The organism is Rhodococcus sp. (in: high G+C Gram-positive bacteria) (assembly GCF_049591685.1).
In the GTDB taxonomy this organism is placed as follows: Bacteria; Actinomycetota; Actinomycetes; order Mycobacteriales; family Mycobacteriaceae; genus Rhodococcoides.
Genome location: NZ_JBAWFH010000478.1, coordinates 1 through 13715, shown reverse-complemented (window position 1 = coordinate 13715; position 13715 = coordinate 1). Strand labels below are relative to the sequence as shown.

The 13715-nt window shown below is 64.4% G+C and carries 15 protein-coding genes; 9 read left to right on the top strand and 6 right to left on the bottom strand.

The features are described from left to right. Both WBQ44_RS19765 and WBQ44_RS19760 read left to right on the top strand, forming a co-directional pair. Positions 1–728 (top strand): acyl-ACP desaturase (locus WBQ44_RS19765; protein WP_495568366.1); only part of this gene is annotated, 728 nt, incomplete at its 5' end. A 29-nt stretch (positions 729–757) separates the two neighbouring features. Further along, on the top strand, positions 758–1462 hold the full coding sequence (locus tag WBQ44_RS19760) for a M50 family metallopeptidase (protein ID WP_495568365.1): 705 nt from the start codon (positions 758–760) through the stop codon (positions 1460–1462). Here WBQ44_RS19760 and WBQ44_RS19755 read toward each other — a convergent pair. The 3 genes from WBQ44_RS19755 to WBQ44_RS19745 all read right to left on the bottom strand — a co-directional run bounded on the left by WBQ44_RS19755 (position 1407) and on the right by WBQ44_RS19745 (position 4897). Beyond that, positions 1407–2852: an NAD(P)/FAD-dependent oxidoreductase gene (locus WBQ44_RS19755; protein ID WP_495568364.1), complete on the bottom strand. Its 1446-nt coding sequence runs from the start codon at positions 2850–2852 to the stop codon at positions 1407–1409. The genes WBQ44_RS19760 and WBQ44_RS19755 overlap by 56 nt on opposite strands. A 129-nt stretch (positions 2853–2981) precedes the next feature. Continuing rightward, on the bottom strand, positions 2982–4034 hold the full coding sequence (locus WBQ44_RS19750) for a quercetin 2,3-dioxygenase (protein ID WP_495568363.1): 1053 nt from the start codon (positions 4032–4034) through the stop codon (positions 2982–2984). Then, complete coding sequence (locus WBQ44_RS19745; protein WP_495568362.1) at positions 4031–4897, bottom strand: alpha/beta hydrolase fold domain-containing protein; 867 nt, start codon at positions 4895–4897, stop codon at positions 4031–4033. The genes WBQ44_RS19750 and WBQ44_RS19745 overlap by 4 nt, the downstream gene beginning before the upstream one ends. A 70-nt stretch (positions 4898–4967) precedes the next feature. Here WBQ44_RS19745 and WBQ44_RS19740 point away from each other — a divergent pair, with 70 nt between their 5' ends. After that, positions 4968–5600: a TetR/AcrR family transcriptional regulator gene (locus WBQ44_RS19740; RefSeq protein WP_495568361.1), complete on the top strand. Its 633-nt coding sequence runs from the start codon at positions 4968–4970 to the stop codon at positions 5598–5600. Between the two features lie 45 nt (positions 5601–5645). Here WBQ44_RS19740 and WBQ44_RS19735 read toward each other — a convergent pair whose 3' ends face one another. Continuing rightward, positions 5646–5957 (bottom strand): hypothetical protein, encoded by a 312-nt coding sequence (locus WBQ44_RS19735; RefSeq protein ID WP_495568360.1) that lies wholly within the window; start codon positions 5955–5957, stop codon positions 5646–5648. 163 nt (positions 5958–6120) lie between these two features. Here WBQ44_RS19735 and WBQ44_RS19730 point away from each other — a divergent pair, with 163 nt between their 5' ends. From WBQ44_RS19730 to WBQ44_RS19720, 3 genes are all read left to right on the top strand, one after another. Beyond that, positions 6121–7095: an ABC transporter ATP-binding protein gene (locus WBQ44_RS19730; RefSeq protein WP_495568359.1), complete on the top strand. Its 975-nt coding sequence runs from the start codon at positions 6121–6123 to the stop codon at positions 7093–7095. 70 nt (positions 7096–7165) lie between these two features. Then, on the top strand, positions 7166–7915 hold the full coding sequence (locus WBQ44_RS19725; RefSeq protein WP_495568358.1) for an ABC transporter permease: 750 nt from the start codon (positions 7166–7168) through the stop codon (positions 7913–7915). Positions 7916–7974: 59 nt separating this feature from the next. After that, complete coding sequence (locus WBQ44_RS19720) at positions 7975–8661, top strand: FadR/GntR family transcriptional regulator (RefSeq protein WP_495568357.1); 687 nt, start codon at positions 7975–7977, stop codon at positions 8659–8661. 20 nt (positions 8662–8681) lie between these two features. Here WBQ44_RS19720 and WBQ44_RS19715 read toward each other — a convergent pair whose 3' ends face one another. Then, positions 8682–10136 (bottom strand): GntP family permease, encoded by a 1455-nt coding sequence (locus WBQ44_RS19715; RefSeq protein ID WP_495568356.1) that lies wholly within the window; start codon positions 10134–10136, stop codon positions 8682–8684. 142 nt (positions 10137–10278) lie between these two features. Here WBQ44_RS19715 and WBQ44_RS19710 point away from each other — a divergent pair, with 142 nt between their 5' ends. The 3 genes from WBQ44_RS19710 to fabG all read left to right on the top strand — a co-directional run bounded on the left by WBQ44_RS19710 (position 10279) and on the right by fabG (position 12798). Further along, positions 10279–11211, top strand: a complete 933-nt coding sequence (locus WBQ44_RS19710) for a lysophospholipid acyltransferase family protein (protein ID WP_495568355.1) — start codon at positions 10279–10281, stop codon at positions 11209–11211. 24 nt (positions 11212–11235) lie between these two features. Further along, positions 11236–11973, top strand: a complete 738-nt coding sequence (locus WBQ44_RS19705; RefSeq protein WP_495568354.1) for a lysophospholipid acyltransferase family protein — start codon at positions 11236–11238, stop codon at positions 11971–11973. A 66-nt stretch (positions 11974–12039) separates the two neighbouring features. After that, the gene (gene fabG / locus WBQ44_RS19700) at positions 12040–12798 is read left to right on the top strand and encodes a 3-oxoacyl-ACP reductase FabG (RefSeq protein WP_495568353.1); all 759 of its coding nucleotides are present in this window, start codon (positions 12040–12042) and stop codon (positions 12796–12798) included. 46 nt (positions 12799–12844) lie between these two features. Here fabG and WBQ44_RS19695 read toward each other — a convergent pair whose 3' ends face one another. Next, a complete protein-coding gene (locus WBQ44_RS19695; protein WP_495568352.1) occupies positions 12845–13669 on the bottom strand; it encodes an SDR family NAD(P)-dependent oxidoreductase in 825 nt (274 codons plus the stop codon). Positions 13670–13715 lie beyond the last annotated feature (46 nt).

Genomic DNA, 13715 nt, shown 5'->3' with positions numbered 1-13715 from the left:
ACAACCTTCCGTCGTACCACCGCGAAATCGCGGAGAACTTCTCCCAGGACGGCGCCTGGGGCACCTGGGTCGGTCGCTGGACCGCCGAGGAGAACCGTCACGGCATCGTGATGCGCGACTACCTCGTTGTCACCCGCGGCGTCGACCCGGTGGCGCTCGAGCAGGCCCGCATGATCCACATGACCAACGGGTTCGCGTCACCGTCCGGATCGCATACCGGGCTGCTCCACTCGGTGTCGTACGTGACGTTCCAGGAACTCGCGACGCGTGTATCGCACCGCAACACCGGCAAAGTGTGCGACGACCCGATCGCCGATCGCATGCTCCAACGCATCGCCGCCGACGAGAACCTGCACATGATTTTTTACCGCAACATCTGCGGCGCAGCCATGGACATCGCGCCCGACCAGACGCTGAACGCGGTATCGGACATCGTCATGAACTTCCAGATGCCGGGCGCCGGGATGCCGAATTTCCGTCGCAACGGTGTGCTCATGGCCAAGCACGGCATCTACGACCTACGTCAGCACCTCGAAGATGTCGTCTGGCCCGTTCTCCGCAAGTGGCGCGTGTTCGAGCGCGAAGATTTCACCGCTCAGGGCGAGAACAAGCGCGAAGAACTCGCTGCCTTCCTGGAGGATCTCGAGCGTCAGGCCACCAAGTTCGAGGAGATGCGCGATCGTTCTTTCGCGAGGGAAGCCAAGAAGGCCGAGCGTCAGGCGTCCTGAGCGACGGTGCTTAGCCGCCATACTGTGGTGTGTCTGAATTCTGGGACCGCATAACCGCGGTCAGTCCTGATCCACCGGTGTGGATCGTGCAGCTGGCAGCTGTGGTTGCGTTGGCGATAGTGCTGATTCCGCAGACCTGGCGGGTGGCGCGCAACGTCGTCACCATCGCTCACGAGGGCGCGCACCTGTTCTTCGCGTTGATCACCGGTCGGCAGCTCATGGGGGTGAGGTTGCACTCCGACACCTCCGGTGTTGCGATCTCTAAGGGCAAGCCGACGGGTCTCGGTGTCATCGTCATGACCTTCGCCGGTTACGTCGGACCCTCACTGCTGGGTTTGGGGGCCGCCTTCGTACTCGGCACCCAGCACGCGACGGCCGTCCTGTGGATCGGCGTCGTATCGATTGCTCTGATGCTGCTGATGATTCGCAACCTCTACGGGTTGCTCTCGCTCGCTGTCGTCGGCGCGGTGTTGTTCGTGGTGTCGTGGTGGGGCACCGGTGAGCAGCAGGTGGCAGCGGCGTACTTCATCACGTTCTTCCTGCTGATCGCAGGCCCGCGACCCGTCCTCGAACTGCAACGTTCACGCAGTAGCGGACGGGCGCGAGACTCCGACGCCGATCAGTTGGCCCGGCTCACGTTCCTGCCCGGAATCGTCTGGGTCGGACTGTTCCTGCTGGTTACGCTCGGGTGTCTTGCAGTGGGCGCGTGGCGGATTTTGGTTCCGGTGCAGTGATGGCCACTCCGGCTGCTTCGGGCGCGGTGAAGTAGAACATCGCTCGCCTGGCGTCGACCTGTTGCTCGGTGATGGCGAGCTGGCCGCGTCCGCGGCTGAAGAACGCGGTCATCCACGAGATGACCGTGGTGAGGCGACTCCGGAAGCCAACGATGTAGAGCAGGTGGACCAGAAGCCACATCGCCCATGCGAGGAAGCCCGTGATCTTGATCGGGCCGATCTGGGCGACGGCGCTGAAGCGCGAGACCGTCGCCATCGAACCCTTGTCGAAATACTCGAACGGCTTCCGTTCGGGCGTCTTCTTACCGGCCCGCACGGCTTCGACGCCGTCCTCGATGACCCGTGCTGCGTAGCGCCCGCCCTGGATGGCCACCTGAGCGACGCCGGGAAGCTTGTCGCGGCTCATCATGTCGCCCACGACGAACACTTCGGGGTGGCCGGGGAGCGTCAGGTCCTCGCCCACCAGAACCCGGCCTGCACGGTCGATCTCCGCGCCGGACTGCTCGGCAAGAGTCTTGCCCAACGGGCTTGCGGCGACGCCGGCCGACCACACCTTCGTGCGCGCGGCGATGCGTCGCACCGAGCCGTCACTGTCCTTGACGGACAAGCCGTCGGCGTCGACGTCGGTGACCATCGCGCCGAGTTGGATGTCGACGCCCATCTTCGTCAGACGCTTCGCGGCGGCCTGGCCGAGCGAGTCGGCGAACGGCGGGAGCACCTTGGGTGCGGCGTCGAGCAGGATGACTTTTGCGCTACGACTGTTGATGTGGCGGTATGCACCGTCGAGTGTTTTGTTGGCCAATTCGGCTATCTGCCCGGCCATTTCGACACCGGTCGGGCCTGCGCCGACGACGACGAAGGTGAGCAGGCGCTCGATCTCCTCGGGGCTGGTGGCGAGCTCTGCTTGATCGAAGGCTCCGATGATGCGTCCGCGGAGTTCGAGGGCGTCGTCGATGGTCTTCATCCCCGGCGCGTATTCGGCGAAGTGATCGTTGCCGAAGTACGACTGCCCTGCGCCGGCGGCGACGATCAGGCTGTCGTACGGCGTCACGGTGACGCGCTCGAGGAACTGCGAGGTGACGGTTTTGTTCTGGAGGTCGATCTCGCCCACGTCGCCGAGGATGACCGAGGCGTTGTGCTGGTCCTTGAGGATCATACGAGTCGATGGTGCGATCTCGCCTTCGGACAGGATGCCGGTGGCCACCTGGTAGAGCAGTGGCTGAAACAGGTGGTGCGTGGTCTTGGCAATCAAGGTGACGTCGACGTTGGCCTTGCGCAACTGCTTCGCTGCGAACAGGCCGCCGAACCCGGAGCCGATGATGACGACGTGGTGCCGATGCACTCGGGTCGCGAGTGCGGGCGTGAGTTCAGGCGTGTTGGACGTGGACATGGGTGGTGTCCCTCCCCTGATCGAGACGGGTCGGTGTGCGCCCGTCATGTGTGCTGTGTCACTATGTACTTGAAGAGTACACCAAGTTCCTGTGCTGATGTCCGGACATTGTTGATCGGTTCTGTGTATTCACTGTCGCTCGGGCGGCGGTCCGACGACCTCGAGGTCCAGCTCGGCACGTGCCCTTGCGAACCCCTCGCCCGGGAACGTCATGTCGCCCGCTTCGTCGTGAATGCGATCGTCCGTCGGGGTGTTCATGTATTCGAAGAACCGCTCGAAGACGCCGGTCGTCAACATGCCGAGCATCTGCGTGCTGTGACTTTCGAAAGCGAAGCTGTGGATGGTTCCAGCAGGCGCATGCAGGAAATCGCCTTTGGTCAACAAGATTTCTTTCCCGTTCGCGTGCAAAAGGATTCGACCCTCGACGCAGATGAAGTTCTCGGTGTGTTCGCGATGAAAATGCCGGGGGATGTACTGACTCTTCGCGCCGCGGGTGTGCATTGCGAAGTACGAGTCGGCGGTGTTTCGCGACCGGGTCAGAAACGTGTTGAGCTGACCGAGACTCTTCAGTCGCTCACCTTCGCCGGCCTTCAGTACGAACGGTGTGGCATGCGCCGGCACCGCCTTGCCCGTCAGCACGGGGCGATCCACCTTGTCCAGATCGACGAACCGAACGCCGAACTGCTCTGCAAGTTCCGTCTGGTGCGTTGCCGAAGGCGCTCCGGTGAAGACGTGCGACTGGGTCGGGGTACCCGTCGCCGCGGCCAGTGCATGTGCGTTGCCTGCGCTCGTCCAACTGAGAAAGCGGTTGGCGTGAGCGAGCATTCGATACGCGTACGGGGTGCCCGCAGGGATTGTGGCTGAGTCCCCGGGCACGAGAAACTGAGTTTCGTCGGGTAGCCACAGCTGGATGTGGCCCTCGAATACGTAGAGGAATGTGTGTTCGCGGTCGTGCGCGGTGAACGGTGTTTCGACGCCTCGGCAACCGGACACGAACGCGGCACCGAACTGGTTGCCGGTGTCTTCGGGCCGCGCAATGACGGTGACGAGCTGCCCACCCAGGTCGTATCGCAACCCCTCGCCGGCGGACATGAAATACGGAGCACGGCGCCCCGGCAGCCGGTCGATCTCGGGAACGAGAGTGTGGGTTTCTTCGATGCCCGGGATGTCCAGGGTGGTCATTGCTGTTGTCCTTGTCCGAGGTGGGTGAGGAAGAAGTCCGCGATGGTATCCATCGAGAGAGCGCCGTGAGTGGTTGTGTAGGTGTGGATTTCGGCGCGCGAGCCGGGGTTCGCCTCGAGTCTGCCTTGGTCGAGGAAGACGCCGGGGCCCAGTTCGAGCACGTCGCCAGGGTTGAGGAAGCCGTGGCCGAAGTCGTCGACGAGGTAGAGGGTGGAGTCGTTGCCGCCGTCGATCAGCGCCTCGTGTAGTCGGACGCTGTGTGCTGACGGGACCATCGTGTCGGCGGTGCCGTGCAGGATCAGAAACGGCGGCATGCCAGGTCGAACTTGGAGGGCGGGACTGGCGGCGCGAGCGAGCTCGAGATTGTTCCTGATCGGGCCTCCGAGAAGGGCTGCCTCCGGCGAATCGTCGGCCTGATCGGCGAATGACGAGGGGCCGTAGCCGTCGACCACTGCTTGAACCGAGGCATCGCCTGCTTCGCCTTCTTCCCCGGGCAGCAGTGGGGAAGAGGAGTGCGCGCCCGCAAGTGCAGCGAGATGGCCACCGGCCGACGAACCCCACAGTCCGATTCGGTTCCGGTCGATCCCGAATTCGGTACTGCGATTGCGGAGGAAGCGCAGTGCTCGACGAACGTCGTGGAGTTGGCCGGGGAACACCGTGTCGGGGGTGAGGCGGTAGTCGATCGACACCATCACGAACCCGCGGGCCGCGAAGTGGGCGGCGAAGTCTGGTCGGGCTTTCCGGTCTTGCATTCGCCAGCCGCCGCCGTGCAGCCACACGATCGCCGGGCGGGGTCCGACGGCGTGCGGACCGACGATGTCCAGGCGGAGGCCGGATGCGAACTCCACGTCGAGATGTTCCATGGAACTCACAGTACATGAAAACAAGGGATCCTTTGTTTCTTTGCGATCGAGTCTCCAGTAGGTTGGCGGCATGGCGGGACGGACTGGCAAACGAGTACGCGGTTCGTACTCGGTGGGCGCCGAGCGTAGGCAGCAGATCGTAGCGACGGCGGCCGCGCGATTCGCCGAGGACGGCTACCACCGCACGGCCATGACACGAATTGCGTCCGACGTGGGGATCAGCGAAGGCGGGCTGCTACACCATTTCCCGACGAAGCGGCATCTCCTGGTCGCGGTGGCGCAGCATCGCTTCGACGACTCCGCCCAGTGGTGGGATGCGTTGCCCGACAGTGCCGTCGGACTCGCCACCCTCGACCACATGGTGGATGCTGCGCGCCGCTACCTCGACGAACCCGGGCTCATCCAACTCATCGTTCTCGTCAGCGCCGAAGCCGCCGACCCGTCGAGCCCCGCCCACGAGGTGTACGCGCAGCGCTACCTCACCGCCGTCGCGGCGCTCGGCGAACGACTGCGTGCGGGCATCGACCGTGACGGGCTCGACGGGAGCGTCGACTACGACGCAGTTGCCCGCGAATGCCTCGCCGTCAGCGACGGACTGCAACTGCAATGGGTCATCACCGACGGGCAAGTCGACATCGTCGCCGGCGTGCACGCGCACGTCCAGCGGTTGTCGAGAGAATTGCTGCGGCCGTCGACCGATTGAGCGCTTTCTGCTCGTAGACGAAAGCGGTTGTGCGCCGGGTGAAACCTATTCCTTGTGCGGAGTACGTCGTCCGGTGTCGACGTCGACGTCGAAGGCCACGTCCGTCGAATCCGGTCGGTAGACCACCGGTTGTGGCTCCACTGGGCGTCGCGCTCCGGCACGTAGGGAGAACACGCCTCCACCGACGAGGATGACGGCTGCGGCAGCCGCGATCCATACCCATCCTTCGAAACCTCCGGCGAGGGCGGCGATGAACAGCCCGATTGCCGCGATTCCTGCCATGATCATGACTGCGGCGGTGCGGTTCTGAGCCGTCTTGATCCAGCGTGGCCCCGGCACCTTCGTGTTCTTTGCCATCCTCTTCGCGTCCCCTTCGTAGTTTCGCCCGGGAATACCCGATCGAACGAGAACTACACGCAGTCGGTTCTGCTGGTTCATCGCGGACCGTATTCGGCCGCAATCGTCCCTAACGTCCTCGGATGTAACCGACGGGCAGGAACGAAGGGTGGCGACACGGACCATGAGTACACCGATGATCCAAACGAAGGGCTTGAGCAAGAGCTTCGGCAAGGGCAAGACGACGGTCGAGGCAGTGCGGAGTATCGACCTGGCAGTACAGGAGGGTGAGCTCGTCGCCCTGTTGGGACCGAACGGCGCCGGGAAGTCCACGACGCTGCGTATGCTCACCACGTTGCTCGAGCCGACATCCGGATCCGCTCGAATTGCCGGACACAGCGTCACCGACGAGCGTGATGCCGTTCGACGCCGCCTCGGCTACGTGGGCCAGGGCAACGGCGGGGGACACAACCAGCGGGTGCGCGACGAGCTCGTCACGCAGGGCCTCTGCTATGGCATACCGAAGAACGAGTCGAAGAAACGCGCGGAGGAGATGCTCGGCGCGCTTGACCTCCCCGAGCTGGCGGGCCGCACCGTGTCGACACTGTCGGGCGGTCAACGCCGACGGCTCGACATCGCTATCGGATTGGTGCACAAGCCGCCCCTGCTGTTCCTCGACGAACCGTCGACCGGAATGGATCCGCAGAGCCGAGCGAACCTGTGGGATCACATCCTTCGGCTCCGCCGCGAACTCGGCACCACCATTGTGCTGACCACCCACTACCTCGACGAAGCCGACTCCATGGCAGAGCGGGTGATCGTCATCGACAAGGGATCGATCATCGCCGACGACACAGCCGACGCGCTCAAGGCCGAGCTCGCCGGCGACCTGGTCACGCTGACGTTCGAGTCACCCAACGAGGCCGAGAGCGTACTCGACTCCGTGCGTGAGCTCGGTGTCGTCCGTGACGTCACCATGTCCGGACGTCGCCTGAACATCCGAGTCACTCGTGCCGAAACCGCTCTGCCGCAATTGATTCGACTGAGCGATGGGCGCGGTGTGCGCGTCGAGGCCGCCGACATGTCGCGCCCGACCCTCGACGATGTATTCCTTGGCCTCACCGGTCGCAGCCTCCGCGAAACCGCTGCTGCCGTCTGACATCGCTGCCGTCTGACATCGCTGCCGCCTCGAACTGCGGACCCGCCAAAAACTTGATACCCCAGGAGAAATGATGAACACACTCGCCGGAAGCACCATTGTGATGAACCGCGAATTGCGGCCCACGGTGCGCGATCCCTTCACCGTCGTTTTCAGTCTCACCCAGCCGCTGATACTGCTGGCGTTGTTCGGGCCGCTGCTCGGCAACGTCCCCGGTCTCGGCGACGGGAATGTTTGGGACTGGTTCGTCCCGGGCGTGCTGGCGATGATCGCAATCTTCGGTACATCGATGACCGGCTCCAACTTGTTGATGGAGTTGCACGACGGGTCGCACGAGCGGATGCTCGTCACTCCGTTACCGAGGTCGTCCCTGTTGATCGGCCGTGCCGTCAAAGAGCTCGTTCCGCTTGCAGCGCAGGCAGTGCTGATCGTCGTCGTCGCGTTGCCGCTCGGCTTGTCGGTCGATCCGATCGGTGCCGCAATCGGGATCGTCGTACTCGGCATCTTCGGCGTCGGGCTCGGCGCATTGTCGTACGCCCTGGCGCTGGTGGTTCAGGCTCAGGACTGGGTCTTCTGGGCGGTGCAGCAGACACTGATGTTCCCGCTTCTGATTCTGTCGGGCACCATGCTTCCGCTCGACGGTGCGCCCGCATGGATGCGGTTCCTCGTCGACATCAACCCGCTGGGTTACGTCGTCGACGCCGAGCGCGCTCTGTTCGCGGGCGAGTTCGGAACCTCGACGGTTCTGTACGGGGTGGCCGCGGCGGTGGGCGTCGCCGCGGTGGGCCTGAGCGTCGGGGTTCGGGCGATGCGGCGCTGATCGAAGTGCCGAGCCGAGTGCTGGGTGGGTGCGGGCGGGCAAGTCACTAGGCTGCGTCCATGCGGGCACACGAGGTGGTTCTGGGCCGGATCGAAGAGGATCTGGCGTCCGGCCGTATCAAGGTGGGCGATCGTCTGCCGGCCGAACGCGCGCTCGCCGAAGACTTGGGCGTCGGTCGGTCGTCGATCCGCGAGGCGATTCGCGTGCTCGAAGCGATGGGCGTCGTCCGCACCGCGGTGGGATCCGGCCCGGACGCAGGCGCATACGTGATGGCCGACCCGGCCACGTCGATCGGGTCGGCTCTCCGTCTGCACATGGCCACGAAATTCCTTCCCATCCATGACGTCGTCCAGACCCGCGTATTGCTCGAATCGTGGGCACTCAACGAGGCTGCGGGCCGAAATCCCGATCTGACGGGTATCGAACGTTTGCTGGACCGGATGGGGGACCTGCGCCTCGAGCCCGAAAAATTCCATCTGCTCGACGCCGAACTACACGTGCAGCTGGCAGCGCTCGCGGGAAACGTCCTCGTCGAGGCCATGATGACCTCGCTTCGTGACTCCATCCACGGGTACGTCATGGCAGCCGTTCCGGCACTGCCGAATTGGGATGCGGTGGCCGTCGACCTTCGATGCGAGCACCGCGGAATCGTCGACGCGCTCCGTCGCGGTGAAGGAGCGCGAGCGGCCGGCCTCGTGCGCGAACATATCGAGGGGTTCTACGCGCTGGCGCCTCTCCAGCCCTGATGGGTGAATCCTGCGCCGAACTAGAACACCACCCACAGCAACGAGGCGAGGGCGAACACGGCGAGGCCGAGCGTGGTCTCCATGACCGTCCACGTCTTCAGGGTCGTCTTCTCGTCCATGCCGAAGAAGCGACTGACGAGCCAGAAGCCGGAATCGTTGACGTGGGAAAGCACGGTCGCGCCTGCAGCGAGCGCGAAGACGAGTAGGGCGATCTTGAAGTTGCTGAGGTCTTCCTCTGCGACCTGGACGGCGATGAGACCCGCAGTGGTGGTCAGTGCCACGGTTGCCGAACCCTGCGCCACGCGAAGAGCCGTGGCGATGAGGAAGGCCTGCAGGATGAGCGGCAGCCCCAGGCCGGACAGCGATGAGGTGAGCGACTGGCCGATGCCGCTCGCGCGGAGGACGCCGCCGAACATGCCGCCCGCGCCGGTGATGAGGATGATCGAACAGATCGGGCCGAGAGCCTGATCCATGTACTTGGCTGCGTCCGCCACAGGGAAGCGTCCGGGCGAGAGCAGGAAGATCGACAGCAACAGCGTGATCAGCAGAGCAATCGGAGTCTGGCCGAGAAGAACGAACGCTGCCGCCCACGTCGCGTCGCCGTCGATGGTTCCCGCGGTGGACAGTGTGTTGACGACGGTGTTCAGCGAAATGAGAACCAGCGGCGTCAACAAAATGAGCAGGACGGTGCCGAATTTGGGTGGGGTACCGAAACGGTTCGTCTCGTCGATCCCTTGCTCGACGCGGTCGTCGGCATCAACGCCGTCGCCGGTGCCTGCTGCCGTCTTGGGGGCGTTGGGGTTCTGGGGGCCGGCGATGACGTCGACCAGCGCGACGTCGAACCGGCGCCCGAGCGCGGTACCGACGAGGTACGAGCCGACGAACCACGCCACGACGGCAACGGGAACGCCGAGGATGAGGACCGTACCGATATCTCCGCCGAGGAGTTCGGTAGCGGCCACCGGACCCGGATGTGGTGGCACGATGGCGTGCATCGCGGCGAAAGCGCCCGCTGTGGGTAAGGCGTACAGCAGGATCGAACCGCCGAACCGTCGTGCGACGGTATAGATGATCGGTAGGAAGACGACGAGGCCGGCGTCGAAGAAGATGGGGAAACCGAAGATGAGCGCTGCGATGCCGAGGGCCAGTGGAGCTCTCTTCGCGCCGAAGCGGTTGATCAGCGTGTCCGCCAACACTTGTGCGCCGCCGGTGATTTCGAGTAATCGACCGACCATCACGCCCAGAGCGACCAGCAGTGCGACCGAACCCAGGGTGGTACTGAATCCCGACAGCAGAGCGGCGGGCACGTCGGCGAGCGGAATGCCCGCTGCGACGGCGGTGACCGCACTGACGAGGACGAGCGAAACGAAGGCATGGAGTTTGACCTTCATGATGAGGAAGAGCAGTACGGCCACCGCACCGGCCGCGATCAACAGCAGGGTCGTCGTACCGTATGCCGGCTCGATCGGATCCATGAACACCTCATTCGTTCGGCTTCGGAATCCGACCTTAACAACCGTCGCCTGTGCTGCGGGCGATTGTTGCTTCTGTTGTTATGAACCCACGACCGCTCGTGCCGGACTCGGACGCCGAAACGGAGCGCGTACCGTGCATCGTATGAGTGATGCAGGTCACGGGGGAGGGCTGCGGGAGCAGGCACAGCGCTACGCCGCAGCAGCCAGGACGAAGATGAAGCACCGACGCGAACAGCACGGGGGTGGGCTGGGGGGCTACGTCGCCGAGCGAGCAGGCGACTGGAGCCTCGACGACCAGAACACCGTGGCGATGGACCGCCAGGTCAAATTTTGGAGCTTCGTCACCGACAAGTGGTTTCGTATGGAGATCGACGGGTGGGAAAACATCCCCGAGCCACCGGTACTGGTGGTCGGTGTACACACCGGAGCACCGTTCGTGTGGGACGCCTGGACCGTCGGCGCGCAGTGGTGGCGGCACTTCGGTGCCGAACGCACGCTGCACGGCACGGCCCACGACGCCCTGATGGCGTTCCCCCTCATCGGACGCGTGTTCCGATCCATGGGGGTGCTGCCCGCGGCGCCGGACTCGATGTCGACCGCGCTCGCCGAGGGACGCGACGTGATCGTGTGGCCGGGAGGTGAAGTCGACTCGCTTCGTCCGTGGACCGAACGCGACGTCGCGACGCTCGGTGGCCGGACAGGCTTCATCAAACTCGCCATCCGCATGGGTGTGCCGATCGTTCCCGTCGCGACCGTGGGCGGTGCCGATGCGATGCCGGTGCTCATTCGGGGCGACAAGCTCGCACGCGTGCTTCGGCTCGACCGCATCGCCAGGTTGAAGGTCTTCCCGCTGGCACTGTCGCTGCCGTGGATCATCTCGCCCGCGGCGTTGCCGCAGATTCCGCTGCCGGCCAAGATCCGCACCCGCTTCATGCCGCCCGTCGCCGTCGACCACGACCCGGTTCTCTGTGACGACGACGCCTACGTCGACGCCAGGTACGACGAGGTCCGCCGCCGTATCCAGGACGGCATGGACGACCTCGCGCGAAAGCGAAAGTTCCCCGTCTTCGGCTGAGGTGCCGACAGCTAAGCTCGCTCCATGGATCGACCCGCGGTAGTTCTGGAAAACAACGAAGCTGTCTACGACTTCTATCTGAGGCATCAGCAGAACCGTCAGGTGGCTCGGCTCGCGTACGCAGCACTCGCCCGACGGTTCAAGCCGCGGGTCGGGTACTCGGACGGTACGCGGGAAGAGCTGCGCCGGCTGGTCTACGACGACACGCGACTGATCATCGCCGTCAATCACCTGTCCGAGACCGATCCGTACACCGTTGCCGCGACGGCGTGGGCCAGTCCGCTGCGTCCGGTAATCGGCCGTACGCGGGTGCTTGCGAAGGACGAATTGTTTCAAGAACCCAAGCAGCGCAGGCGAATCGACATGATGGGTGGCATCCCCGTCTTCCGCGGCAAGAACCACGGGATGCGCGCGGTCAGCGCGGCGGGCAACGCAATGATGGACATCAGCGCCGAACGTGTGCGCCGCGGAGACGACCTCGCGGTGTTCCCCGAGGGCACCTGCAACCTCGAAGACCCGACGCAGGTGCAGAAGGTCGGCAGCGGAATCGGCCACATCGTCGCACGAGTGCGGGCGCTCGGCGTCGAACCCGTGCTGGTGTGCATCGGACTCAGCTACGGGCCGGGCTCGGAAAAGCTGAAGAACGCCAGCGTCTACATCGACACCCCGATCTCCGACCTACCGGAAAAGCCCCTCCACATCACCAAAACCGTCGCGAGCAGAATGCAGAAGGCGCTCGACGGCGCGGTGGCCGCCTATTGATTCCGGTCACGGTGTTGGTAGAACAGTCCCCCCGAGGTATTTCGGCCGATCGCACAGGAGAAACACGTGAGTGATGCAGTGAAGACCGCCGTAGTCACCGGAAGTGCCAGAGGAATCGGCGCCGCAGTGGCCAAGCGCCTGGCGAAGGACGGTTTCGGCGTCGCCGTCGTCGACCTCGACGAAGCAGCCTGCGCCGACACCGTCGGCGCCATCGAAGCGGCAGGCGGACAAGCCGTCGCCATCGGTGCGAACGTATCGGACGAGGAATCGGTCAAGACGGCCGTGGACCGAATCGCCACCGAGTTCGGCGCTCCGACAGTGCTCGTCAACAACGCCGGCATCACCCGCGACAGCCTGCTGTTCAAGATGACCGTCGAAGACTGGGACTCGGTCATGGGAGTGCACCTCCGCGGATCCTTCCTCATGGCCCGCGCCATCCAGAAGCACATGATCGACGCCAAGTGGGGACGCATCGTCAACCTGTCGAGCACCTCCGCGCTCGGCAACCGCGGCCAGGCCAACTACTCCGCAGCCAAAGCGGGCATGCAGGGCTTCACCAAAACACTCGCCATCGAACTCGGCAAATTCGGCGTCACCGCCAACGCGATCGCGCCCGGGTTCATCGAGACCGAAATGACCGCTGCCACCGCCGAACGCGTCGGCATGCCGTTCGAAGAGTTCAAAGCCGCCGCAGCATCACAGATTCCGGTCAATCGCGTCGGTCACCCCGACGACATTGCGCACCTCGCCTCCTTCTTCGTCAGCGAAGGTGCGGGCTTCATCTCCGGCCAAATCGTCTACGCAGCCGGCGGCCCGAAGGACTAGTGCGCTGCGCGCCCGTGTGCGAAAAACGTTGTTGGAACAGCACTTTTCACACACGGGCGCGCAGCGCACAGGCGCAACAGGGCAGGATCGAGTCCACGTAGCCGCCGTCGACGCGCAGGGCTCCACCCGTCGTCGCTGATGCCTGCTCGGAGCTCAGGTAAACGATCATGTTGCCGACCTCTTCGGGCTCGATCAGCCTGCCGATCAACGAGTTCGGGCGATGCTCCTTCATGAACTTCGCCTGCGCCTCGTCCCACGGGAGATCGTCTCCCACCAACTCGGCGACGAAATCTTCGACGCCGCCGGTGTGCGTCGGACCGACAATGACGGAGTTGACCGTGACGCCCGTTCCGGCAGCAGTCTTGGCAAACCCGCGCGTCACCGCCAGCAACGCGGTTTTGGTCATGCCGTAGTGGACCATCTCCTCCGGGATCACCACGGCGGAGTCGCTGCAGATGTTCTGGATTCGGCCCCATCGTCCGTCCATCATCCCGGGCAGGTACGTGCGGATCAGTCGCACGGCCGACAGCACGTTGACCTCGAAGTAGCGACGCCACTCGTCGTCGTCGATGTCGAGTGCGGGCTTCGACCCGAAGATGCCGAGATTGTTGACGAGGATGTCGACAGCGGGCACGCGTGCGGTGAGCAGTTCGGCGCCCTCGGCGGTGGCCAGATCCGCGGCCACACCGATGACACGGGCGCCGGGAACGGTGTCGACGATCTGCTCTTCGGCCTTGTCTACGGTGGACTGGGAGCGGCCGTTGACCACGACCCGTGCGCCCGACTGTGCCAGCTTGGTCGCAATGGCCAGCCCGATGCCCTGCGTCGAACCGGACACCAGCGCGGTGCGTCCGGCGAGATCGATGTTCATGAAGCCTCCCTGGCGTGTGTGGGTACGGCTCCAGTGTCCTCTTACT